20 protein-coding genes and 1 pseudogene are annotated in these 22,669 nt (G+C 68.1%); 16 read left to right on the top strand and 5 right to left on the bottom strand.

The window, feature by feature from the left end; genetic code table 11:
* Nucleotides 1-56: 56 nt before the first annotated feature.
* The 5 genes from cobN to cobJ are packed head-to-tail and all read left to right on the top strand — an operon-like array spanning nt 57 to nt 7,332.
* On the top strand, nt 57-3,746 hold the full coding sequence (gene cobN, locus P5F91_RS19350; protein ID WP_277907982.1) for a cobaltochelatase subunit CobN: 3,690 nt from the start codon (nt 57-59) through the stop codon (nt 3,744-3,746).
* On the top strand, nt 3,743-5,086 hold the full coding sequence (gene cobG / locus P5F91_RS19345) for a precorrin-3B synthase (RefSeq protein WP_145613387.1): 1,344 nt from the start codon (nt 3,743-3,745) through the stop codon (nt 5,084-5,086). Before cobN ends, cobG begins: the two co-directional genes overlap by 4 nt.
* A 13-nt stretch (nt 5,087-5,099) precedes the next feature.
* On the top strand, nt 5,100-5,765 hold the full coding sequence (locus tag P5F91_RS19340) for a precorrin-8X methylmutase (RefSeq protein WP_246134598.1): 666 nt from the start codon (nt 5,100-5,102) through the stop codon (nt 5,763-5,765).
* Between the two features lie 5 nt (nt 5,766-5,770).
* Nucleotides 5,771-6,550: a precorrin-2 C(20)-methyltransferase gene (locus P5F91_RS19335; RefSeq protein WP_277907981.1), complete on the top strand. Its 780-nt coding sequence runs from the start codon at nt 5,771-5,773 to the stop codon at nt 6,548-6,550.
* Nucleotides 6,547-7,332 (top strand): precorrin-3B C(17)-methyltransferase, encoded by a 786-nt coding sequence (gene cobJ, locus P5F91_RS19330; RefSeq protein WP_277907980.1) that lies wholly within the window; start codon nt 6,547-6,549, stop codon nt 7,330-7,332. Before P5F91_RS19335 ends, cobJ begins: the two co-directional genes overlap by 4 nt.
* Here the strand turns inward: cobJ and P5F91_RS19325 are convergent.
* Nucleotides 7,311-8,051: a cobalt-precorrin-6A reductase gene (locus P5F91_RS19325; protein WP_277907979.1), complete on the bottom strand. Its 741-nt coding sequence runs from the start codon at nt 8,049-8,051 to the stop codon at nt 7,311-7,313. The two genes, cobJ and P5F91_RS19325, sit on opposite strands and share 22 nt — an antisense overlap.
* Before the next feature lie 28 nt (nt 8,052-8,079).
* On the opposite strand from P5F91_RS19325, the gene cbiE reads away from it, so the two are divergent.
* The 3 genes from cbiE to cobM are packed head-to-tail and all read left to right on the top strand — an operon-like array spanning nt 8,080 to nt 10,468.
* The gene (cbiE, locus tag P5F91_RS19320; RefSeq protein WP_277907978.1) at nt 8,080-9,318 is read left to right on the top strand and encodes a precorrin-6y C5,15-methyltransferase (decarboxylating) subunit CbiE; all 1,239 of its coding nucleotides are present in this window, start codon (nt 8,080-8,082) and stop codon (nt 9,316-9,318) included.
* Nucleotides 9,315-9,710 (top strand): cobalamin biosynthesis protein, encoded by a 396-nt coding sequence (locus tag P5F91_RS19315; protein WP_277907977.1) that lies wholly within the window; start codon nt 9,315-9,317, stop codon nt 9,708-9,710. The genes cbiE and P5F91_RS19315 overlap by 4 nt, the downstream gene beginning before the upstream one ends.
* Nucleotides 9,707-10,468, top strand: coding sequence for a precorrin-4 C(11)-methyltransferase (cobM, locus tag P5F91_RS19310; protein ID WP_277907976.1), 762 nt, complete (start codon nt 9,707-9,709; stop codon nt 10,466-10,468). Before P5F91_RS19315 ends, cobM begins: the two co-directional genes overlap by 4 nt.
* On the opposite strand, the gene P5F91_RS19305 is transcribed toward cobM, so the two are convergent.
* Nucleotides 10,447-11,589, bottom strand: a complete 1,143-nt coding sequence (locus P5F91_RS19305; RefSeq protein ID WP_277908164.1) for a cobalt-precorrin-5B (C(1))-methyltransferase — start codon at nt 11,587-11,589, stop codon at nt 10,447-10,449. The two genes, cobM and P5F91_RS19305, sit on opposite strands and share 22 nt — an antisense overlap.
* Before the next feature lies 1 nt (nt 11,590).
* Here P5F91_RS19305 and cobA point away from each other — a divergent pair, with 1 nt between their 5' ends.
* The 3 genes from cobA (at nt 11,591) to P5F91_RS19290 (ending at nt 15,406) form a co-directional block, all read left to right on the top strand.
* Entirely contained in the window at nt 11,591-12,379 is a 789-nt protein-coding gene (cobA, locus tag P5F91_RS19300; RefSeq protein WP_145613379.1) for a uroporphyrinogen-III C-methyltransferase, read from the top strand.
* The gene (locus P5F91_RS19295; RefSeq protein WP_145613378.1) at nt 12,372-13,706 is read left to right on the top strand and encodes a cobyrinic acid a,c-diamide synthase CobB; all 1,335 of its coding nucleotides are present in this window, start codon (nt 12,372-12,374) and stop codon (nt 13,704-13,706) included. Before cobA ends, P5F91_RS19295 begins: the two co-directional genes overlap by 8 nt.
* A gap of 218 nt (nt 13,707-13,924) precedes the next feature.
* Nucleotides 13,925-15,406 carry a mannose-1-phosphate guanylyltransferase/mannose-6-phosphate isomerase gene (locus tag P5F91_RS19290; protein ID WP_145613377.1) on the top strand — a complete coding sequence of 494 codons (1,482 nt, stop codon included), beginning with the start codon at nt 13,925-13,927 and terminating at the stop codon, nt 15,404-15,406.
* Between the two features lie 117 nt (nt 15,407-15,523).
* On the opposite strand, the gene P5F91_RS19285 is transcribed toward P5F91_RS19290, so the two are convergent.
* A complete protein-coding gene (locus P5F91_RS19285; RefSeq protein ID WP_277907975.1) occupies nt 15,524-15,778 on the bottom strand; it encodes a helix-turn-helix domain-containing protein in 255 nt (84 codons plus the stop codon).
* Nucleotides 15,779-15,953: 175 nt separating this feature from the next.
* The gene (locus P5F91_RS19280; RefSeq protein WP_277907974.1) at nt 15,954-16,199 is read right to left on the bottom strand and encodes a helix-turn-helix domain-containing protein; all 246 of its coding nucleotides are present in this window, start codon (nt 16,197-16,199) and stop codon (nt 15,954-15,956) included.
* 126 nt (nt 16,200-16,325) lie between these two features.
* Between P5F91_RS19280 and P5F91_RS19275 the strand changes: the two genes are divergently transcribed.
* From P5F91_RS19275 to P5F91_RS19260, 4 genes are all read left to right on the top strand, one after another.
* A complete protein-coding gene (locus tag P5F91_RS19275) occupies nt 16,326-16,679 on the top strand; it encodes a hypothetical protein (protein WP_277907973.1) in 354 nt (117 codons plus the stop codon).
* Between the two features lie 119 nt (nt 16,680-16,798).
* The gene (locus tag P5F91_RS19270) at nt 16,799-17,206 is read left to right on the top strand and encodes a hypothetical protein (RefSeq protein ID WP_277907972.1); all 408 of its coding nucleotides are present in this window, start codon (nt 16,799-16,801) and stop codon (nt 17,204-17,206) included.
* A 134-nt stretch (nt 17,207-17,340) separates the two neighbouring features.
* Nucleotides 17,341-17,583: a metallophosphoesterase family protein gene (locus P5F91_RS19265; protein WP_277907971.1), complete on the top strand. Its 243-nt coding sequence runs from the start codon at nt 17,341-17,343 to the stop codon at nt 17,581-17,583.
* A 1-nt stretch (nt 17,584) separates the two neighbouring features.
* Complete coding sequence (locus tag P5F91_RS19260) at nt 17,585-18,133, top strand: AAA family ATPase (RefSeq protein WP_277907970.1); 549 nt, start codon at nt 17,585-17,587, stop codon at nt 18,131-18,133.
* 221 nt (nt 18,134-18,354) lie between these two features.
* On the opposite strand, the pseudogene P5F91_RS19255 reads toward P5F91_RS19260, so the two are convergent.
* Nucleotides 18,355-18,646: pseudogene (locus tag P5F91_RS19255) on the bottom strand (IS110 family transposase); the annotation flags it as partial.
* 1,128 nt (nt 18,647-19,774) lie between these two features.
* Between P5F91_RS19255 and P5F91_RS19245 the strand changes: the two are divergent.
* Nucleotides 19,775-22,669: beta strand repeat-containing protein (locus P5F91_RS19245; RefSeq protein WP_277907969.1), on the top strand; the 2,895-nt coding region annotated here is incomplete at its 3' end.

Raw genomic sequence — 22,669 nt, 5'->3', positions numbered from 1 at the left:
CGGCATAAAGCTGGCTTTTCGTCTTTCAGTGTCGTCACACGGGTTCCGCCCCTCCCATGCACCTGTTGCCCACCCAGGCCGAGGATCTGCTGGCATCCCCCCAAGCCGAGGATTTGGGGCAGACGCCGGCGGAGTGCGTGTTGCTGTCCTTTTCCGACAGTGACCTGTCGGCGGCGGCCGCCGCCTACCACGCCGTGGGTAATGTTCCCTGGCGGCCCACGCTGCGCCTGGCCAACCTGATGCGCCTGGGGCATCCGCTATCCGTCGATATGTATGTTGAGGCGGTGGTGTCGCGCGCCCGTCTGGTGGTGCTGCGCCTGAACGGTGGCGCCGGCTATTGGCGCTATGGGCTCGAGCAGGTGGCGGAGACCTGCCGGGCCCGGGGCATCGCCCTGGCCGTAGTGCCCGGGGAGGCCAAGGCAGATCCCAGCCTGGAGGCCGCCGGCACCGTGGATCATGCCACCGCCCGCCGCCTGTGGCGCTGCTTCGTGGAGGGCGGGCCGGAGAACACGGTCCGGTTCCTGGCCGAGGCCGCCCAATTGCTGGGACGGCAGCCGCCCGCCGACCTGCTGGCGGGCGAGCCCATGCCTCTGCCCCGCTATGGCCGTCATGAAGGCTGGCGGCCGTCGGCACCCGTCGCGGGACCAGCGGCGGCGCTGGTTTTCTACCGATCGCACTTGCAGGCCGGCAATCTGGCAGCGCTTCACGCCTTGGCCGACGCCCTGGCCCGGCGCGGCCTGGCGCCCCACCTCTATTACGCGGCCAGCCTGAAGGAAGTTCGGGCGGCCCAGTGGCTGGCGGCCGAGCTTAGGGCCTTGCGACCGGCCGTGGTGCTGAACGCCACCGGCTTCTCTGCCCGCCAAGGTACGGAGGACTCCTCCCCCCTCGACGCCGCCGGCGCGCCGGTCCTGCAGGCTGTGCTGTCCACGGGCACGGAGGCGCTGTGGGAAAAGGCACGCGCCGGCCTGGGCCCCGCCGACCTGGCCATGAATGTGGTACTGCCGGAGATGGATGGCCGGCTGCAAGGCCCCGCCATCGCCTTCAAGGCGGCCGCCGACTGGGACGCCGCCCTGGAATACGCCCCGACCTTGAGCCGCCCCCGTGCCGACCGGGTGGACGCGCTGGCCGACAAGGCAGCCGCCTGGGCCCGTCTGGCCGCCACCCCGCGGGCGGGGCGACGCGTGGCCCTGGTGCTGTCCGATTATCCTGCCCGCGGCGGCACCGGCTTGGCGCTGGGCCTGGACACGCCGGCCAGCACCCTGGCGATGCTGGCAGCTCTGGCCGGTGCCGGCTATGGGGTGGCCGAGAGGCCGGCCGACGGCGCCGCCCTGATGGCCGCCCTGCGCCGGGCCCTCGACGGCGGCGCGCCGGGCCTAAGCCTGGTCGATTATGCCCGACTGATGCAGCCCGCGGCCCTGGCCGCCATCACCGCCCGGTGGGGGGCCCCCTCAACCGACCCTCTGGCGCGCGACGGAGCGCTGCGCTTTCGCATCCAGTCCTGCGGCAATGTATTAGTGGCGGTCCAGCCCAGCCGGGGGCATGGCGCTATCGACAGCGCCGCCCACCATGACCCCGATACCCCGCCCAGCCACGGCTATGCCGCCTTTCACCTGTGGCTGCGCCATGTGGTGGATATCCATGCCCTGGTGCAGGTGGGCGCCCATGGCACGCTGGAATGGTTGCCGGGCAAAGCCGTGGCGCTGTCGGCCAACTGCTGGCCGGAGCGGTTGGCCGGCCCCCTGCCCGTCCTCTACCCCTACATCGCCACCAACCCAGGCGAAGGCGTGCAGGCCCGCCGCCGCCTGGGCGCCGTGCTGGTAGGCCACCTGCCGCCGCCGCCCGTGCCGGCGGGGCTGCACGGCGATTTGGCGGCCCTGGAGCAGGCGCTGGACGAATACGCGCAGGCGCAGAGCCTGGACCCGCGCCGCCTGCCCACCCTGCGGGCCCGTATCCGCGACCTGGCCTGGGAGGCCGGCGTCACCCGTGACCTGAACCTGCCGGCCGATCTGGCCACGGGGGACCTTCCCGATGAGGCCCTGGCCCGGCTGGATGCCCATCTTTGCGACATCAAGGAGATGCAGATCCGCGATGGGCTGCATGTCTTCGGGGCGGCGCCGGACGACGGCGCCCAGGCCGCCTTCCTGGCCGCCATGGCGCGTTTCCCCCGCCGTGATCAGCCATCCATGACCGAGGCGCTGGCCCGCGACCTGGGCTTGGCCGGCACGCTGGAGGACCTGTTCACGGCCGACGCCGCGACGCCCTGGCCCCATCCCCTGCCGGCCCTGCTGGCGGAGCGGACGGGCACCGGTCCGTCCATTGGGCGAGTGCGGGCGGCGCTGGATGGCCTGGTGCGGGAGCTGGTGTCAGGCCAGATTGTTCCGAACCCGGAATGGCAAAGGGCCACAGCGGCCCTTACCGCTCTGCGGGCCGAGGTGGCGCCCCCGCTGGCCACCAGCGGTCCAGCGGAGATGGCGGCCCTGCTGGCCGGCCTGGATGGCCGCTTCGTCGCCCCAGGCCCCGGTGGGTCGCCCGCGCGCGGCCGGGCCGACGTGCTGCCTACCGGCCGCAACCTCTACGCCATCGACCCCCGCGCCGTGCCCACACCCAGCGCCTGGGCCCTGGGCTGGAAGGGGGCGGATGCCGTGCTGACGCGCCATCTGCAGGACCAAGGCGACTGGCCGCGCCAACTGGTGGTGGATTGCTGGGGCAGCCCCACCCTGCGCACCGGCGGGGAAGAGCTGGCCCAGGCCCTGGCCCTGATGGGCGTACGTCCCGTGTGGGAGGCCGGCAGCGGCCGGGTGACGGGCGTGGAGGTGTTGCCGGCCACCGTGCTGGGCCGGCCGCGCGTGGATGTGACCCTGCGCATCTCCGGCCTGTTCCGCGACATGTTCCCGGCGCAGCTGGCGCTGTTCGACCAGGCGGCGCGCAAGGTCGCCGGGCTGGAGGAGCCGGGCGCCGTCAATCCCCTGGCAGCGGCCGTGCGCGCCGACCGCGACGCCCTGGTGGCCGGCGGCATGGATAGGGCGGAGGCTGACCGCCGAGCGACCGCCCGCGTCTTCGGCGCCGCCCCTGGCGGCTATGGCACCGGCCTGGCGCAACCGTTGGCCACCGGCGACTGGCAGGCCCGCGACCAGCTGGGCACCGCCTATCTCGACACCGGTTGCCACGCCTATGGCCTGGGCCTGGACGGCGTGGCCCTGCCCGCCCTGTTCCGCCGCCGCGTGGGCCTGGCCGACGCCCTGGTCCATATCCAGGACCAACGCGAAACCGACGTGCTGGACAACGACGGCATGACCCAGTTCGAGGGCGGGTTCGCCGCCGCCGCCGGCCTGCTGGGCAGCGATCCCGTCCTCTATCATGTCGACAGCGCCGAGCCGGAGCGCATCACGCCACGCACCCTGGCGGAGGAGGCCGCCCGCGTGGTGCGCGGCCGCGCCGCCAACCCACGCTGGATCGACGGGCAACGCCGCCATGGCCACAGCGGGGCCGCCAACCTGGCTCGCACGGTGGATGGCGCCGTGGCCCTGGCGGCACTGACGGACGCCGTGCGATCCTACCAGGTGGACAGCCTCTATGATGCCTATGTGGCGGACAGCGAAACCTGGGCCTTCCTGTCGGACAGCAACCCTGACGCCGCCCGGCAAATCTTGGACCGGTTCCAGGAGGCTTTGCAGCGCGGCCTGTGGCATCCCCGACGCAATTCCACGCCCGAGGATCTGACGCGCCTGCGGGAGGAATTGGCATGAGGGCCCCCATCAATCCGCCACGTGTGCGGGGCGCCTGCCCCGGCGCACTGGTGCCCATGGCAGTGGCCGACGGCCTGCTGGTGCGCCTGCGTATTCCCGGCGGCAGGCTGCCGGGGCCGATGGCGGCGGCGATCTGCGGCTTGGCGGAGCGTCACGGCAATGGCCTGGTGGATCTGAGCCAACGGGCCAATCTGCAGATCCGCGGCGTGACCGAAGCGGCACTGCCCGCCCTGACCGACGCCTTGCGCGAACTGGGCTTGGTCAACGGCGATCCGGCGGCGGAGAGGGTGCGCAATGTGCTGTGCAGCCCCACCTGCGGCCTGGACCCGGCGTGCACGCCCGTGCGCCCCCTGGCCCAGGCACTGGACGCCGCCTTGGCCGATAGTCCCGACCTGTGGGCCGCGCTGCCGGCCAAGTTCAGTTTCGTCCTGAACGGGGGCGGCCAAGCGCCCCTGGCCGATACCGTTGCCGATATCCGCTTCGACGCCCTGCCCGACACCGGCCTGTTCCGGGTGGCGGTGGGCGGAGATCAGACCGGCGCCACGCCGCTGGGTGTCTGCACCGCCGACGCGGTGGTGGACACCGCCCTCACCCTGGCCCGCGCCTATGTCCGCCTCTCGAACGGCCGCTACCGGCGCCTGGCCGCCCTGGTGGCGGCGGAGGGCACGGCTGGGCTTGCCACCCTCGTGGCCCTGGCCCCGATGCCCGTCAGCATCGGCCTGCCTGGCCTGAGCCTTGAACAGGTGCTGGGGGCACACACTGGCTGGGTGGGCCTCGGCTTTGCCTTCGGCGGCATGAGCGTTCAATGGCTGGCGCTCGTCGCGCACATGACGCCGGCCCTGCGCCTGACCCCCTGGCGCGCCGTGCTGCTGGAAGGGGACCGCATCGACACCGATGCGGTGCGGGCTCTAGGCGGCATCCTGGCACCCGACGACCCCCGGCTGATGCTGTCGGCCTGCAGTGGTCGCGGAGCCTGTGACTCAGGACTGACGCACGCGCGCGGCGACGCCCTGGCGCTGGCCCGGGTCGCCCCCCGCCTGCTGGCGCGCGGGCACATCCACGTCTCGGCCTGCGCCAAGGGCTGTGCCCATCCGGCACCGGCATTGGTCACCCTGACGGCACGGGGCGATCAGGCCTATGATGTCGGCCTCCTGGCCCCCGCTGGCGGGGCGGCGCAATGGCGTGGCGTGACGCCGGCCCGTGCGACATCGCTGGTGGCGGCGCTGGAAGCTGTCTATACCCACCGGATGCGGACGGATGAGGATCCGGCCGCCTTCATCACCCGCCTGGGCGGGCCGGCCGAAGTGGCCGCCCTGGTCGAGGCCACTGTCGTCGCGTAGAGGAAGCCGCCCCGTGTCCAGTCCCGAGCCCCATAGCCGAGGCGCGCCCCCGCAGTACGATTACATCCGCGATGGCGCCGCCATCTACGCCCGGTCGTTCGCCATCATCCGGGAAGAGGCCAGGCTGGACCATCTGCCTGAGGATCTGCGCGCCGTGGCCGTGCGCATCATCCATGCTGCGGGGCTGGTCGAGACAGCCGAGCACCTGCTGTTCTCATCCGACGTGGGGGCGGCTGCCCGCGCCGCCCTGCGCAACGGCGCGCCCATCCTGTGCGACGCCCAGATGGTGGCGCACGGCGTCACCCGCACCCGCCTCCCCGCCGACAATCCCGTTATCTGCACCCTGACCGACCCCGCCGTGCCCGCCCTAGCGCAGGACCTCGCCACCACCCGCTCCGCCGCGGCTCTGGAACTGTGGCGACCCCATCTGGCGGGCGCGGTGGTTGCCATCGGCAACGCGCCCACCGCTCTGTTCCACCTGCTGGAGATGATCGCAGCCGGCGCCCCACGTCCCGCCGCCATCCTGGGCTTCCCCGTGGGCTTCGTCGGGGCGGCTGAGAGCAAGGACGCTCTGGCGGCCAACCCCTGGGGCCTGCCCTATCTGGCCGTGGCCGGCCGGCGGGGCGGCAGCGCCATGGCGGCAGCGGCGGTCAACGCCCTGGCCTCGGACCGGGAGTGAGCGCCATGGCCGACATTATACCCGGGACTCTCTACGGCATCGGCACCGGCCCTGGTGACCCCGAGCTGATGACCCTAAAGGCGGTGCGCCTGCTGCGCGCCTGCCCTGTGGTGGCCTATTTCGCCAAGCGCGGTGGGCCCGGCCAGGCCCGGCGCATCGCGGCCGCCCATCTGGATGGCACCCATGAGGAGGTGCCGATGGTCTACCCCGTCACCACCGAACTGCCGCCGGACAGCCCCGCCTATGCCGCCGCCATCGAGGGCTTCTTCGATGAGCAGGCGGAACGGTTGGCGGCGTTGCTGGCCGCCGGCACGTCCGTGGCGGTGCTGAACGAGGGCGACCCGTTCTTTTATGGGTCCTACATGCACTTGCACCTGCGCCTGGCGCACCGCTTCCGGGCGGAAGTGGTGCCGGGCGTCCCCTCCATCCTGGGCTGTGCGGCGCAGCTGCCTATTCCCCTGACCATCCGCGACGACGTGCTGTCCGTCATCCCCGGCACCTTGGGGGAAGCGGAACTGGCGGCGGCCCTGGGGCGCGCCGACGCCGCGGCGGTCATGAAGCTGGGCGGCAACCTGCTCAAGGTGCGCCGGGTGATCGAAAGCCTGGGCCTGACCGGCCGCGCCTGGTACGTGGAGCGCGGCACCACCGAGACCCAGCGGGTGCACCCCCTGGCCGAGGCGCCCGACGTCGCCCCTTACTTCGCCATGATTCTGATCCCCGGCCAGGGCAAGCGCGGCGACGTGCTGACCGCCCCCCAGGCGGCCAAGTCCGAGGTGGCGGAATGAGCGCCCTCGGTTCGCTGACCGTCGTCGGCCTGGGCCCCGGCCCCGACCGCTGGCTGACGCCGGAGGTGGCGGACGTGCTGGCCGGCGCCACCGACCTGGTGGGCTATGGCCCCTATCTCGACCGCATCCCGCAGAGCTTCCAGCGCCGCCACGGCTCCGACAACCGGGTAGAGCTGTCGCGCGCCCGTCTGGCGTTGGACCTGGCGGTGTCGGGCCGCAAGGTGGCCCTGGTGTCGGGCGGCGACCCCGGCGTCTTCGCCATGGCGTCGGCCCTGTTCGAGGCGCTGGAATCCGGCGACGATCCCGCCTGGGCCGAGGTGCCGGTGCGGGTGTGCCCCGGCGTGTCCGCCATGCTGGCCGCCGCCGCGCGGGTGGGCGCGCCGCTGGGGCACGACTTCTGCGTGCTGTCCCTGTCGGACAACCTGAAACCCTGGGACGTGGTGCTGAAGCGCCTGCGCCTGGCGGCGGAGGCCGACTTCGTCATCGCCCTCTACAACCCCATCTCCAAGGCCCGCCCCTGGCAGCTGGGTGCCGCGCTGGACACCCTGCGCAGCATGAAGGACCCGGCGACGCCGGTAGTGCTGGCCCGCGCCGTGGGCCGCCATGACGAGGACATCACCATCACCACCCTGGCCGCCTGCGACCCGGCCACGGCCGACATGCGCACCCTGGTCCTGATCGGATCCAGCCAGACCCGGCTGCTGCCGCGCAAGGGGGGAGACAACCTAGGCGACGTCTGGGTCTACACACCGCGCAGCTATTATTCGGCGGAGGGGCTGTGAGCGGCCAGCCAGTCGACAGCGTCGGATGCGGTATAGAACCGGGGTGCGGTTCCAGCCGGCGGCCGGTCGATCATGACCACGGGCAGGCCCAAGGACCGTGCGGCTTGCAGCTTGGCCGCTGTGGCATCGCCGCCGCTGTTCTTGGTCACCAGGGTGCCGACGCCGTAGTCCCGCATCAGCGCCATTTCGCCGTCCAGCGTGTAAGGACCCCGGTCCAGCACCAGGGTGGCACCGGCTGGCAGGACATCCGGCGGATCCACGGCGCGCACCAGGAAACGGCGATCCATGGCCAGGAAGGGTTCCAGCTCCTGCCGCCCCACGGTGAGGAAGACGGTATCGGGCAGGCCGGCGAGCAGCTGGGCGGCAGCGGCTATGGTGGGCACCCGGCGCCAGTCGTCGCCCGCGCCAGCCGTCCAGGGGCGGCGGCTCAGCACGGCCAGGGGCACGCCGGCGGCGGCGCAGGCCGCCTCGGCATTGGCGCTGATTTGGTCGGCGAAGGGATGGGTGGCGTCGATGACGGCCCGCACGCCCTCCGCCCGCAGATAGTCCGCCAAGCCCGCAACACCGCCGAAGCCACCGATGCGGGTGGGCAGCGCCTGGGGCGCCGGTTCATGGGTACGGCCGGCCAGCGACAGCATGGCCTGAAAGCGCACGTCCTCCGCCAGCAGGGCCGCCAGCTGTCGCGCCTCCGTCGTGCCGCCCAGGACCAATATCCGCATCGTCCGTCCTTATTCCCGTGTGCCGGCCATGACTAGCACCGGCACCCCCTGGCTGACCATTCCCTGGCTGACTATTGTCGGCATTGGCGAAGATGGATGGGAGGGCCTGTCGCCCGCCGCCCGGGCCGCCGTGACCGGATCCTGCCTGTTGGTCGGCGGTACCCGCCACCTGGCCCTGGTGCCGGAGACGGCGGGGCAGGAGCGCCTGGCGTGGCCCAGCCCGCTCAGCGACGCCTTCCCCACCCTGCTGGCCCGGCGCGGCCAGGCGGTGACGGTGCTGGCCAGCGGCGATCCACAGTGGTTCGGCATCGGCGCCACGCTGGCCCGCCTGGTGCCGCCGGCGGAGACGCGTGTGCTTCCGGCGCCCGGCGCCTTCACCCTGGCGGCGGCCCGCCTGGGCTGGGGCCTGCAGGATGTCGCCTGCCTGTCACTACACGGCCGCCCGCTGGAGGCCGTGATTCCCTACCTGTTCCCCGGGGCCCGCCTGCTGCTGTTGAGCTGGGACGGTACCACCCCGGCCAAGCTGGCGGCCTTGTTGCGCGAGCGTGGCTTCGGCCCCAGCACCCTGACGGTGCTGGAGGCCATGGGCGGCCCGCGCGAGCGGGTGAACGCCGCCGCGGCCGAAGTCTGGTCAGACGGCGATATCCAAGATCTGAACACCATCGCGCTGACCTGCGCCATCACCCCCGGCGCCCGGGTGCTGCCGCGCAGCCCGGGACTGCCCGACGACTGGTTCCAGCACGACGGCAAGATCACCAAGCGCGAGGTGCGTGCCGTCGCCCTGTCGCACCTGGCGCCGGGCCGAGGGGAAATGCTGTGGGACGTGGGGGCCGGCTCGGGCTCCATCGCCATCGAATGGCTGCTGGCCGACCCGGCCAACCGCGCCGTGGCGGTGGAGGACAGGGCCGACCGCATGGCCGCCATCCGCGCCAACGCACTGACCTTCGGCGTGCCCAATCTGGACTTCCGCGAAGGGGCCGCTCCGGATGCGCTGGCGGATCTGCCCCAACCGGATGCCGTCTTCATCGGTGGGGGCCTGACGGGTGCCGGCGTGGTGGAGGCGTGCTGGCAGGCCCTGCGCCCGGGCGGCCGGCTGGTGGCCACGGCCGTGACGCTGGAAACGGAGGCAGCACTTTCCCAATGGCACACCGCGCTGGGCGGGTCGCTCACTCGCCTATCGGTAGAGCGCGTTGCGCCCCTAGGGAAGTTCCGGGGATGGCGGCCGCTGATGCCCGTCACCCTGTGGCGGGTGGACAAGCCGTTATGACAATCGCTGTCGGAATCGGTTGCCGCCGGGGCGTGGAGGCGGCGGAAATCCTCGATCTGCTAGCCCGGGCCTGGTCTCGCCTGGGCTGGAGCGTGGCGCCCGCCGGCCTTACCCTAAACACCCTGGCCCGCAAGGTTGAGGAGCCGGGCCTGGTCCAGGCCGCGGCCACGCTGGGCCTGCCATTGCTGGGCCTGGAGGAAGATGCCTTGCGTACCGTCACCACGCCCAGCCCCAGCGCTGCCCCTGGCCACGGCCTGCCCCCGGTGGCGGAAGCGGCGGCGCTGGCCGCCTGCGGTGCCCCGCAGAATCCGAACGCCCGCCTGATACTGGCCCGCATCCAGGGGCCGGGCAGCACCTGCGCCGTGGCCTGTTCCGAAGGCATCCTCCCATGACCGTGCATTTCATCGGCGCCGGCCCCGGCGCGCCCGACCTGCTGACCCTCCGCGGCCGCGACCTGATCGCCCGTTGCCCCGTCTGCCTTTATGCCGGGTCGCTGGTCCCCGCCGCCGTGCTGGCCCATGCGCCGGCGGACGCCCGCATCGTCGATACCGCCCCGCTGTCGCTGGCAGAGATCGTGGCGGAGTTCCAGGCGGCGCAGGCGGCGGGCCAGGACGTCGCCCGCCTGCATTCCGGCGACCTGTCGGTCTACAGCGCCCTGGGTGAGCAGTTGAGGGCCCTGAAGGACCTGGGCATCCCCTACACCATCACCCCCGGCGTGCCGGCCTTCGCCGCCGCCGCCGCCGTCCTGGGCCGCGAGCTGACCCTGCCGGAGGTCAGCCAGACCCTGGTCATCACCCGCACCGGCGGCCGGGCGTCGGCCATGCCGGCCAATGAGACGCTGGAGGTGCTGGGCCAGTCCGCCGCCACGCTGGCCATCCACCTGTCCATCCATGTTATCGACGACGTGGTGGCGCGCCTGACACCGCTGTACGGCGCGGACTGCCCGGCCGCGGTGGTCTATCGCGCTTCCTGGCCCGAGGAACGGGTGCTGCGCGGCACCTTGGCCGATATCGGTGCCCAAGTGGCCGCCAACCCCATCGAGCGCACGGCCCTGATCCTGGTGGGCAAGACACTGGGGACCGAGGATTTCCGCGCCAGCGCGCTTTACGACGCCGGCTATCAGCGCCGCTATCGCGGGAGGGGGGAGTGAGCCTGGCCCACGCCACCGGCCTGCCCGATGATACCGCCCTGACGGTCGATGACGATCACGTCGACGGTGATGGGCGCGTCCTCCAGCACCCGCAGCGCCACGGCGCGGGCCAGCTCCGCCACCCGGTCCGCCACGGCCAAGCCGGCGGCGTCGGCCAGCTGCAGCACCTCGAGCGCCGTGTTGGCGCCGCGCGCTTTGGCCACCAGATCGGGCGTGGCGCCCAAGTCGGCCAGCACGCCGGCCAGCCAGTCCAGATCCACCGCGTGACGCTTGGAATGCAAATCCATCAGGCCCTGGGCCAGCTTGCCCAGCTTAGCGAAGCCGCCGGCGATGGTCAGGTGCGGCACGGGATGCCGGCGCAGGTATTTCAGCGTGCCGCCGGCGAAATCGCCCATGTCCAGCAGCGCCTGTTCCGGCAGGCCGTAGCGGTGGGTCACCGCCGCCTCCGATGTGCGGCCAGTACAGGCGGCGACATGGGGCAGGCCGGCGGCCCGGGCCACGTCCACGCCGCGATGGATGCTGGCGATCCAGGCGCCGCAGGAATAGGGCACGACGATGCCGGTGGTGCCCAGCACCGACAGGCCGCCGATGATGCCCAGACGCGCGTTCATGGTGCGCCGGGCCAGCACCTCGCCATTGTCGATGCCAATCTCCACCACCAGGTCCGCCGGACGACCGGCGGCCTGGGCCACGGCGGTGACCGCCTCGCGGATCATGGCGCGGGGCACGGGGTTGATGGCGGGCTCGCCCACCGGCAGCGGCAGGCCGGGCAAAGTCACAGTGCCGACACCGGGACCGGCGCGGAAGGTGACCCCGCTGCCCGCCGCGCCCGCCGTGACGTACGCCCGCACCAAGGCGCCATGGGTGACGTCGGGATCGTCGCCCGCGTCCTTGATCACGCCCGCCTGGGCCCAGCCGTCACCACGCTCGGTGACGGCCAGGGCGAAGGCCGGACGCTGCCCGCCGGGCAGAGTGATGGTCACCGGGTCCGGAAAGTCACCGCCGAACAAGGCCGCCGTGGCCGCCGCCGCTGCCGCCGTGGCGCAGGCGCCGGTGGTCCAGCCTGGGCGCAGCGCGCGCCCGTCCGTCCCCTCCGTATCGATATCGCCGTCCACGTCCATCATGACTGACCTGACCCTACCGACCTTGGCCTTTCCCGACTTCCAGCCCGGCAGCGTCTGGCTGGTGGGTGCGGGACCGGGCGACCCCGGCCTGCTGACGCTGCTGGCCCTGCATGCTCTACGCCAGGCGGACCATATCGTCTACGACGCGCTGGTGGACGAGCGCATCCTGGACCTGGCCAACCCCGCCGCGGTGAAGGAATTCGCCGGCAAGCGCGGCGGCCGCCCCTCCCCGGCGCAGGAGGATATCAGCCTGCGCCTGGTGGAACTGGGACGGCAAGGCCTGCGCGTGCTGCGACTGAAGGCGGGCGATCCCTTCGTCTTCGGCCGGGGGGGTGAGGAGGCACTGGCCCTGGTGGCCGCCGGCCTGCCCTTCAGGGTGGTGCCAGGCATCACCGCCGGGCTGGCGGGCCCCGCCTATGCCGGCATTCCCGCCACCCACCGCACCGCCAACCAGGCCGTGATCCTGGTGACCGGCCAGTCCGCGGGCGACGGGCCGGACTGGGCGGCCCTGGCCGCCACCAAGGCGCCGCTGATCCTGTATATGGCGTGGCGGGGTCTGGGCGGCATTGCCACGGCGCTGATGGAGGGTGGCTTGGCAGCCGACACCGCCGTGGCCGTCATCTGTGACGCCACCACACCGCGCCAGAAGGTGATGACCAGCACCCTGGCCACCTGCGCGCAGGACCTGGCCGACAGCCGCCTGGCGCCACCCGCCATCATCGTCATCGGCGCCATCGCGGAACTGCGCGGCACCTTGGACTGGCTGGGGGTGGCATCCCATGGCTGAGCGCATCGCCCCGGGCCTCATCATCGCCTCACCCGCCTCGGGCTCCGGCAAGACAACCCTGACCCTGGGCCTGCTGGCGGCCTTCCGCGCCCGGGGGCTGGACGTGCGGGCCGCGAAGTCCGGGCCGGATTACATCGATCCCGCCTTTCATGCCGCCGCCTGCGGCCACCCCAGCCTGAACCTGGACAGCTGGGCCATGGAACCGGCCCTGGTCGATGGCTTGGCGGCCCAGGCAGCGGCGGGTGGCGAGCTGCTGATCTGCGAGGCCCTGATGGGCCTGTTCGACGGCGTGGCCCGGGTGGGCGCCTGGGGCAACGGCGCCACGGCCGACCTCGCGGCCCGCACCGGCTGGCCCGTGGTGCTGGTGGTGGACGGGCGCGGGGCGTCGCAATCGGTGGCGGCCGTGGTAAAGGGATTCGCGACCTATCGCGACGATGTGCGCGTGGCCGGCGTGGTGCTGAACAACATCGCCAGCCCCCGCCACCGCAGCCTGATCGAGGGCGCCATCGACGCCCTGGGCATTCCGGTGCTGGGCGCCCTGCCCCGCACCCCCGGCCATGCCCTGCCGGAGCGCCACCTGGGCCTGGTGCAGGCGTCGGAAACCGATGCCCTGGCCGAGCGGCTTTCCACTCTGGGCGCCTGGGTGGAAAGCCATGTCGATCTGGACCGTCTGGCGGCCCTGGCCGTGCCCTATACGCCGGCCCCAATTGGTGTCGCCCCGCCTGCCCTGCCACCACCGGGGCAGCGCATCGCCCTGGCCAGCGACGCGGCCTTCAGCTTCGTCTATCCGCATGTGCTGGCAGGCTGGCGGTCGGCGGGGGCGGAGGTGTTGCCTTTTTCCCCCCTGGCCGACCAGGCGCCCGGCGCCGACGCCGACGCGGTGGTGCTGCCCGGCGGCTATCCCGAGTTGCACGCCGGCCGCCTATCGGCCGCGCAGACCTTCAAGGCAAGGATGCGCGCCCTCGCCGCGCAGGGTGCGGCCATCTTCGGTGAATGCGGCGGGTACATGACTCTGGGCGAGGTCCTAGTGGATGCCGATGGCCAGGCGCATGAGATGCTGGGCCTGCTATCGGTCCAAACCAGCTTCGCCAAGCGCAAGCTGCACCTGGGCTACCGCCTGGTCACCACCCTGAGCGACATGGCCCTGGGCCCGGCCGGCAGCCGCTTCCGGGGCCATGAGTTCCATTACGCCAGCGTCCTGAGCCCCGGCGCCGATGCACCCCTGCTGACCGCCGAGGCCGCCGATGGCACGGACTTGGGCCCCTTGGGCAGCCGACGGGGCAGCGTGGCGGGGTCATTCCTGCACCTGATCGCGCGTGAGGGATAATGGCACCCTTCATATGAGACACACTGCCCGAGCCTGGGTTCCATCATCCGTTAGACGCCCAAATTCCCAGCCTGAATAAAGCTTATTCCGATTTTTCAGGCGCCCCTCCATAAGAATGAACGCATTAACATCAATTCTCATTCTCTGGCTTCATTACGTGTTCCCTTGCTGCTATATTGTCTTAAATTGAGATATATATCCTTCAAAGGCATTTCATTATGGACATCGTGACAATTGGTGACAATGGCGCTGGCCCGCGCGGCAATGTTGCGCCATTGGGTCTCATCCAGCCTGTCCTCTTGTCCGGGGGCGTCGGTTCGCGGCTGTGGCCTTTGTCGCGCGAGCGCCATCCCAAGCAACTGCAGACGATATACGGCAGCAAGTCGCTGATCCAGGACACCGCGCGGCGTGTGTCTGAAACATCGCGATTCGCGAGCCCCTTGATCATCTGCAACGAAGACCATCGTTTCATTATCGCGGAGCAGTTCAGAGACATCGCCATCCAGCCGGCGGCCATCATTCTGGAGCCAGTAGGTCGCAATACCACGCCTGCAGCCGCCGTAGCCGCCCTGGTCGCCTGCGACGCTAACCCGGACGCTATCCTGCTGCTGCTGCCCGCCGACCATGCCATTCTTGACCAACTGGCCTTTCAGGCAGCTGTGACCAACGCCCATCGTTTGGCCGCCCAGGGGAATCTGGTGACTTTCGGGATCAAGCCGCAGTACCCAGAGACGGGCTACGGCTATATCCAGCGGGGTGCGCCCATTGAAGGCGCAAGCGACGGTTTCCACGTCGTCGCCTTCACAGAAAAGCCGGATCTGGCGCGGGCGGAGTCGTTTATCGCCAATAGTGATTATTATTGGAATAGCGGCATGTTCATGATGCCGGCACGGCTCCTGATCGAAGAATTGCGCAAGCATAGCCCGGAAACTCTAACTGCTGTGCGCGAAGCTCTGGACCTTGCCAAACGGGATTCGGATTTCCTCCGCCTGGACGCGGGCGCATTCGCCAAGGCTCCCAACCTGTCTATTGACTACGCTATTATGGAGAAGACGGACAAGGCCGCCATGGTGACTGCCGATATTGGCTGGACGGATGTCGGTACTTGGTCGGCGCTCTGGGATATCAGCGCCAAGGATGAGAACGGCAACGCCGCCGTCGGCGCCGTCATACATGTCGATGCAAAGAATACCTACGTACGCTGTGACGATGGCCGTGTGGCGGCCGTGGTGGGGGTGGACGATGTCATCCTGGTCACCACTGACGACGCCGTCCTTCTGGTCCATCGCGACCGCGCGCAAGACGTGAAATGTGTGGTCGATACGTTGAAACGCGAAAAGCGGACAGAGTATCTGGAGCACCGCAAAGTCCATCGCCCCTGGGGATCCAGCCACGGCCTATTATCGGGTCACCGATATGAGGTTAAGCGCTTGTCGGTGAAGCCCGGTGGCAAACTGTCACTGCAAAAGCACCATCACCGGGCGGAGCACTGGGTAGTTGTTAGCGGCACCGCCCTAGTGACAAAGGACGGCGAAGAGCTACTCGTACGGGAGAACGAGTCGGTCTATCTACCCTGCGGCAGTGTCCATCGGCTGGAAAACCCAGGTAAGCTGCAGTTGGAGTTGATAGAAGTCCAGTCCGGTGCCTATCTAGGCGAAGACGATATCGTACGCCTGGACGATAGCTACGGCCGATCATGACCCATCGTGCCTGTTTTCACACAATTGCACCAGTGGCGACCAGACAGGCGTCCAAATATCTGGTGGACTTTACTGCATAGGGATCGTTTCAGCGCCGACGAGCCTTCAGACGGCGACTCATTCAGTTGCTGGCGATGGCCGATAGATCAATTTACCGAGCACCAAGCAGGCATCCACATCCAGCGCCTGAGCCACTTCGATGAATTCCACAACGTCCAACCTCCGCTCGCCTCCTTCGTATTTCGCGACGAAAGACTGAGGGCGGCGCAGTCGGGTCGCCACCTCGGTCTGCGTCAGGCCCTTCGCCTTGCGCAATTCGATGAGTAGGCTTTGCAGTTGCTGTTGCTGGGGCGAACGAAGGGACTTGGGCATGAAAACCGGCGGATTGCGGAGGCCGATTTTTTCGATAATCCCATTTGTGGATTATCCCATTATAGGATAATGTGGTTTCGTAAGCCTGACAGAGCCCAGAAAACAGGCCCTATCATGACCGCCCTTCTTACCCTCCCCGCCGCCATCGGCATAAAACCCCGGTCGTCATAAGGCGCTAATCGCCCTCGCTGTCCATCGCGTCCAGCAACGCGCCTGGGGCCAGTCCCACGGCGCGGCAATAGCGGACGTAATCGATGACGTCGACCCGCCTTTCCCCCCGCTCCAACTTCGACACCTGCGATTGGTCCGTTCCCATGCGGACGGCCACGTCCCCTTGCGTCAGTTTCCTGGATTTCCTGGCCGCGATCAGGCCCTCCACGATCCGCCGGTAGGGTTCCGAAAATCGGTCCTTGTTCCCCATTTTCCACTCCACTGCCTATAGACAGCGGATAGGGCGTTCTGGCATAAAAGGACGAATTGACCTATTCTGCTTCACGTATCGGTAGGACCCCTGGCCTCCCTCTCCCCTCACGCGGAATCACCCATCATGGCCGCCTTCCTCCGCACCACCACCCGTCTCACCGTGATCGCCAGCGTCGGCCTGCTGCTGACCGCCTGCGGCGACAACAACCCGGTGCTGGGCAAATGGGAGCTCTCTGCGGCGGCTACGAAAGAGCAGCAGGACGCGGCCATCTTCAGCGAAACAGTCGAGTTCACCGCGGGCGCCATGGTCCCCAGCAACGGCTTTCCTGCCGTCCCGGTGAGCTATAAGCACGATAGCGACACCTGGTTCATCGTCACGGCCGATGGTCACAGCATCACCGCCCACCGCACCAGGAACGACCTGACGCTCGAGGTCCCGATGCTCGGTTCCGTCCCCTACGTCAAAGCCAAAGGCTAGGCAGTCGCCAAGGCGGCTGCCGTATTCCCCGCCCCCGGCCCCAGCCGGCGGCCCGCTTGGATTTGCGGCTTGAAAGCCCGCCCGGTCCGGCCGCCGTGCGCCCCAGATGTAGGTGCATCATGAGATCAGTGACTGGAAGACTCAGCCTTCCTGGCAATGGCATCGTTGCAGGAAAGTTCAGCAAGTATTCCGTGGTGAAGATCGGCGACATCGTCCTGAACAACATTCATATCGCGGAATCGCTAGATAGCTTCCTCAACGTCCACACCCAAGGCGATACGACCATTTATTGGAACGGAAACTGGCTGAGTGGCCGACAGATCCGGGCGATCAGGACACCCTCCGGCGACCTGTACTACCTCAAGAGGTCCATTCTCTTCGTCACGTTCTTCGTTGTTTTCAGTATCCTGACTATCCCCATCCTGGGGTTTGGCCTCCTGCTACTGCCGGCCCTCCTCGCCGACTTCAACTATTGCCTCGCCGCTACCGAGTTCAAGGCCCAGGGCGGTATCCCGATCCCGCTCTGACCGCCGGATAAAGGAAAATCATCATGACCATGCGCGCCAAAACCAAACGTCCGCCGGTGGCCATAGCCACGGCTTAAGCGCGCCTGGGCTTCGCTGGCCTGGGCACTGCCCCAGGCCAGTTCCGGAGCCCCATCATGGTCCGTGTTGCCCTTTTTTCTGACCTCCACCTCGATTCCGCCCCCTGGACACCACCCCCCGACCTGCAGGCCGACATCGTCGTCCTGGCTGGTGATCTGAACGTCAAGGCCCGTGGCCTGCCCTGGCCCGATGCCAGGGCTGTGTTCGGCTGCGACCATGTGCTGGCCGTCGCCGGCAACCACGACATCTTCGGCAGCAGGCTCCCACGCCAGCTGGCAGGCGGCAGGACACCAGGGTGAGATGCTGAAGGCCATGAACGCCACCTTCGCCGAGGCCGCCGAGGCCAGCCCCTGCATCCTGTTCATTGATGAGATCGACGGCTTCACCAGCCGCACGGCCAGCTCTCACGGGTACAACAGCACCTATCAGCGCCAGATCGTCAACGCCTTGCTGGAGCACTTGGACGGTGTGGCCGGTCGGCCGGGAGTGATCGTCGTCGGGGCCACCAACATGCCCGAGGTGGTGGAACCGGCCCTGCTGCGGCCCGGCCGCCTGGAACGGTTGATTGCCATCCCGGTACCGGACACGGCGGCGCTGATCGGCATCTTCCGGCACCACCTGGCGACGGACCTGCCCGGTGCCGACCTGTTCCAGGTAGCAGCCATCGCCGCCGCCGATGGCGCCACGGGTGCCCATGTGACGCAATGGGTGAGAGGGGCGAGGCGGGCCGCCAGGAAGGCGCGGCGGTCCATGAGCCTGGGTGACCTGATGCAGCAGTTGGCGTCACTGGATCCAGCGGCTGATGGAACCGCCATCGCGGTCCTCGTCCCCATCGGCGGAATGCAGTGAGGCACCCCAAGACAGCCTGCGGACGCCCGAAAGGGCGCCGCAGGCGGGGATGCCGGGCGCCGCGCTCGCAACAGCTAACGGAGGCGTTTCGACTCCATGACTTGGTATTGCCGCTGCTGGCCCTGGCGCTGGGGAGCGCCGTGATCGTGGCATTGCCAGGCGGACGGCCCTGGCGAAGCGCCGCCACTGATCTTGTCGCCGCTACACGGGCGGCAGTCTTACGTACAGAGTTCCTCACGCCAGTCCCGGCGGTCGACCGCAGCGGTTCATAAGCCCCAGTGCCATGGCTGTAAAGCAAGCCTTTGATCCGACTGACGTGCGCTACACGTTCATTAACGAAGTCCTTGCGATCCCGTGCAATCCGCCGACGGTCTTTCTCTTCTGGTTCAGACGTTGGCGGTCTGACCATCGCACAAACGCGGGGCTCCCCCCCCGCTTGTAGGCCAGCAAGGTTCGAACCAGCGCCTCACCGTCAATCCTGTCCCGGCGCGTGTGTGGATGCCCACGGTTAAGCAAGAGGAATCTTATGACGGGGCTCGGCTGCGGGGAGTTCTATCGGTGGGGTGTCAGGACCCATGATGACCTGAGCGGGCCACGGGCTGGTATGCTGTTCGAGAAGTGGGATCCACATCGGTTCAGAGAGCTTTGTCGCCCGCGCTCCGGGGGTGGTTATCCCCACCTGAACATTGAAGTCCTTGCCGCCTACACCGTCAGTCGATCTTCCTGCCTGAGCGGTGAGGCCCGCACGTGATCCGTTAGGCACCGTTACCGACCGCCGGATCACGCCGTCCGATAATCCTGTTGCTTGACCACCGTCAACTAGAGGGTCCGCGTCATCTTGTTGGCCAGGGCCACGGCGGCGAGCATGCGTGGCTTGCGCAGCAGGAGACGCCCAAGCCAGTTGTCGCTCTTCTGCCGCTTCACGAACGGCTTCACGGCGGGATCAGCCTAACCTCATGCCCCGCACCTCGGCGAGCCGACCCTAGAAGGGGCTGGTCAAGCCTGCTTCCATTGCAACGACGCAGTGAGGCTGCCCCGTCAGAAGCGCTATCAGCGGCTGCCGTGAAAAAGCGTGGTTGAACAAGACCTTGCCGGAAAAGTCCGACACGCAGATCTGGAAATGCAGCTTGGTCAGGTCTATCGCCACAAGTACGTCGTGGTCAGGGCGCCATCCATAACGATGGCCAGCAGACATCATCGCCTGATCCCCCGATGCCGGAGAAAGAGGGCATCCTCATCATCAGTGCAGTATGTTCGTTTAACGATAAAGCCCTTCACATGTCCGCGAGAATCGAGTCAATGGGTTCGGAAACTCTGATGTTGTGATTAAAACTGACAAGATCACATAACCCGTATTGGTGACAATTTCTGACAATGGTCTAATCGGGAGATTTACAATAGTTGTAAATCCACAAGATTACATTGACAGCCTACCGGGGCTTATATCAGAAGATTATCCCGCTCCTGCCCAATTGGGGGGTAGAGCAAGTATCAGGTGAATCTCCGGGGCGCTGTAAGGGTTGGCGTGTCAAACACGGAATTGTTCGCTCCGGCTTATCTGAGCCGGAGCCTTCCGCTTTTCGCGTCCACGCCCAGCACAGTGCAAGCCGATGGTTGGGAGCTGGCATTATGGCGAAGCGAATGGTCACGCGCGCGGACGGCAATAAGAAGATCCGGCACGCTTTCCTGCTAGGGGCTTCCGCGCTGGCCATCGGTGTCTCGCTGGCGGCGGCGCGACCTGCCCGGGCCGATACGATCGTCTCAACCAGCGGCAGCTCCCAGATCAAGGTTTCCATTACCTCTACAATGGTTTCCATCGCCAGCGGGGTGGTGCGCTCCGGTACAACGGTGCTGTCCATCTCCGCCCCCGTCGGCACGCTGATCAACAGCGGCACCATCAATGCCAGTTTCTCTGGTATCAATAACCAAAGCGTCATGGGTACGCTGGTCAACAATGGCACTATCTCGGCCAGTGTGCTGGCGCTATCCAATAACAACACCGCCACGATCACCAATTTCATCAATACGGGAACGCTTTCGTCTTCCAACACCACGAATAATACGGCAGCCGCCATCTACAACGGCGGCAAGATCGGCACGCTGACCAACACCGGGCTTATCCGGGGCGCGGAAAATGTCCTGTTCATCCACACGATCGACGGGGGCCCCGGCTCCATCGGCTTGATCGCCAACAGTGGCACCCTCGCGGGCAATATCTGGAACCGTACGTCCAACAACCTGACCATCGCGGGCGGCAGCGGCAGCGTCGTCGGCACCCTGACCGGTTACACCGTCGGTAACCTCGGCACCATCATCAACAACCTCAGCAACTTGGTGCTGTCGACCGGCAACATCCTGCTGAATGATCGTGTCACCATCACCGGCCACACGCTGAGCAACCTGGGCGCCGCCGTGACGCTCAACACCCTGGTAAGCGTCACTGGAAACTACAATCAGTCGGCCGGCACCCTTGTACTGCAGGGCAATGGCAAGCTGGCCGTGTCCAACTCCGCCACCGTGGCCGGCACCGTCCTCACCAGCCTGTCGGCCAGCAACAACTACTTGGCCACCGGCAGCGTGACCACCCTGGTCGCGGGCGGGACAGGCTCGAACTACAGCTCCGTCGTTGTGAGCACGACCGGGCTGGCGCCCACCTTGGTCTCCGTCAGCGGCTCCGTCAGCGGCAACAACCTGATCCTGTCCATTGGCAACGACTATGTCGGTGGCAGCCTCGCCTCCATCGGCAACACCGGCACGCTGGCGCCCTCCGGCACGATCGCGGCCGTTTATGTGGCCGGCACCCTGGGAACCCTGACCAACGCGGCAGCCGGCACTCTTTCGGCCTACTTGGGCGTGCGGGTGGCAGGTGGCGGCACCTTGGGCCAGGTGGTGAATAGTGGCCTGATCAGCGGCGCCACCGGCGGCAGCAGCGGCATCCTCTCCACCCTGGGCGCCAGCATCGGCACCATCACCAACAGCGCCACCGGCACCATCGCGGCCGCCAATTCGTTTGCCGCCATCAACGCCCCCGGCGGTGTCATCGGCACCATCACCAATGCCGGCCTCATCTCGAACAGCAGCACCGGCGTAGGCCTCTGGGACACCGGCACGGTCACCCAGTTCAACAACAGCGGCACGGTTCGGAACCAGTCCACCAACTATGGCGCCGTCTACGTTGGCGCCAGCAGTGCGCAGGCCGTCGGCACGCTCAACACCCTCAGCAACAGCGGCCTGATCCAGAACACCAGCGCTTCCAGCAGCGGCACCGTGGCCGCCATCTTGGCCGACGGCACCGTCATCTCCGGCAGCACCCTTTCCGGCACGATCGGCACCGTGCTGAACAGCGGCACCATCAGCGCGCGGACCGCCATTCGTATCGGCGCCTATGGCAGCATCGGCACGGTGGTGAACAGCGGCACCGTGCTGGGCAACATCTTCAACCAATCAACGCGCGACTTGACCCTGGCGGGCGGCAGCGGCACGACGGTTGGCACCTTCACCGGGTTGACCGGGACGGTGGGCGCCATCATCAGCAACGGCAACGTGGTGTTCGGCGTTGGCACGGCGCGCAGCAACATCCTGCTGAACGACATCGTTTACACCGGCGGCACGGTCTACAACAACAGCGCCAACATCAGCTTTGGCACCCAGAGCGTCGCCACCGTCAGCGGCGCCTTCGCCCAGACCTCGACTTTGGGCACCCTGTCACTCGGCACCGCGCGGTTGTCCATCACGGGTGCTGCCAGCATCGCCGGCACGGTGCTGGGCAGCTTCGACACCGCCGTCAACCATACCCTGGGCGAGGGTATTACCCTGATCACCGCCGACGGCGGCATCTCTCTCGCTTATGGGACCTTGACCGGCGTGGTTCGTGCGGCGGGTACCGGCATCAATGCCGCGTCCAGCATCAGCGGCAACAGCCTGCTGGCGCAGGTGCAGAACTACTATGTCGCGACCACCTATGGCACCATCACCAACACCGGCACTTTGACGTCCACGTCGGCGGTCTATGTGGCGGCCACCGGGACGCTGGGTGCCGTGTCCAATACCGGTGTCATCCAGGGCAACATCGTCAACCTCAGCTCCAACGACCTGACCCTGCTGGGCGGCAGCGTCGGCACCTTCGGCACCTTCACCGGCCTCACCGGCACGCTGCCGGGCAGCATCTTTAACACGGCTAGCAACGTGACGCTGGCGGGCAGTATCCTGCTGGACGACACCGTCAATGTAGGCGGGACCACGCATACGGTGGTGGCTGACGGGGCCGCGGTTCGGCTGAACCATGGCATCAACATCACCGGCAACTACAGCCAGACAGGCGGCACGCTGGCGGAGCTTTCGGCCGTCAACGGCGGTGAACTGATCGTCAGTGGCGCGGCCGTGGTCAGCGGCGTCAACTACACGGTCGTGGGCGCCACCGGCGCCTATCACTATCTGCAGGGTCCGGCGGGGGCCACGCCCATCATCGCCGGCGGTGTCGGCTCCAGCTACACCAGCATTACCTACGACAGCGGCGTCACCGGCCTGACCCTGGGC

Origin of the sequence: Nitrospirillum amazonense, from assembly GCF_029594735.1 — a bacterium.
Classification (GTDB): domain Bacteria; phylum Pseudomonadota; class Alphaproteobacteria; order Azospirillales; family Azospirillaceae; genus Nitrospirillum; species Nitrospirillum amazonense.
Note: the sequence above shows the minus strand (reverse complement) of the source record. Positions and strands in the feature narration are given on the sequence as shown.

Coding starts and splice junctions, on each gene's coding strand:
- P5F91_RS19270 (WP_277907972.1), top strand. CDS start 16,799: ATGAGATCAGTGACTGGAAGACTCAGCCTTCCTGGCAATGGCATCGTT.
- P5F91_RS19280 (WP_277907974.1), bottom strand. CDS start 16,199: ATGGGGAACAAGGACCGATTTTCGGAACCCTACCGGCGGATCGTGGAG.
- P5F91_RS19290 (WP_145613377.1), top strand. CDS start 13,925: ATGGACATCGTGACAATTGGTGACAATGGCGCTGGCCCGCGCGGCAAT.
- P5F91_RS19265 (WP_277907971.1), top strand. CDS start 17,341: ATGGTCCGTGTTGCCCTTTTTTCTGACCTCCACCTCGATTCCGCCCCC.
- cobM (WP_277907976.1), top strand. CDS start 9,707: ATGACCGTGCATTTCATCGGCGCCGGCCCCGGCGCGCCCGACCTGCTG.
- P5F91_RS19305 (WP_277908164.1), bottom strand. CDS start 11,589: ATGGACGTGGACGGCGATATCGATACGGAGGGGACGGACGGGCGCGCG.
- P5F91_RS19325 (WP_277907979.1), bottom strand. CDS start 8,051: ATGCGGATATTGGTCCTGGGCGGCACGACGGAGGCGCGACAGCTGGCG.
- P5F91_RS19335 (WP_277907981.1), top strand. CDS start 5,771: ATGGCCGACATTATACCCGGGACTCTCTACGGCATCGGCACCGGCCCT.
- P5F91_RS19260 (WP_277907970.1), top strand. CDS start 17,585: ATGCTGAAGGCCATGAACGCCACCTTCGCCGAGGCCGCCGAGGCCAGC.
- P5F91_RS19295 (WP_145613378.1), top strand. CDS start 12,372: ATGGCTGAGCGCATCGCCCCGGGCCTCATCATCGCCTCACCCGCCTCG.
- cobN (WP_277907982.1), top strand. CDS start 57: ATGCACCTGTTGCCCACCCAGGCCGAGGATCTGCTGGCATCCCCCCAA.
- cobA (WP_145613379.1), top strand. CDS start 11,591: ATGACTGACCTGACCCTACCGACCTTGGCCTTTCCCGACTTCCAGCCC.
- cobG (WP_145613387.1), top strand. CDS start 3,743: ATGAGGGCCCCCATCAATCCGCCACGTGTGCGGGGCGCCTGCCCCGGC.
- P5F91_RS19285 (WP_277907975.1), bottom strand. CDS start 15,778: ATGCCCAAGTCCCTTCGTTCGCCCCAGCAACAGCAACTGCAAAGCCTA.
- cobJ (WP_277907980.1), top strand. CDS start 6,547: ATGAGCGCCCTCGGTTCGCTGACCGTCGTCGGCCTGGGCCCCGGCCCC.
- cbiE (WP_277907978.1), top strand. CDS start 8,080: ATGACTAGCACCGGCACCCCCTGGCTGACCATTCCCTGGCTGACTATT.
- P5F91_RS19275 (WP_277907973.1), top strand. CDS start 16,326: ATGGCCGCCTTCCTCCGCACCACCACCCGTCTCACCGTGATCGCCAGC.
- P5F91_RS19315 (WP_277907977.1), top strand. CDS start 9,315: ATGACAATCGCTGTCGGAATCGGTTGCCGCCGGGGCGTGGAGGCGGCG.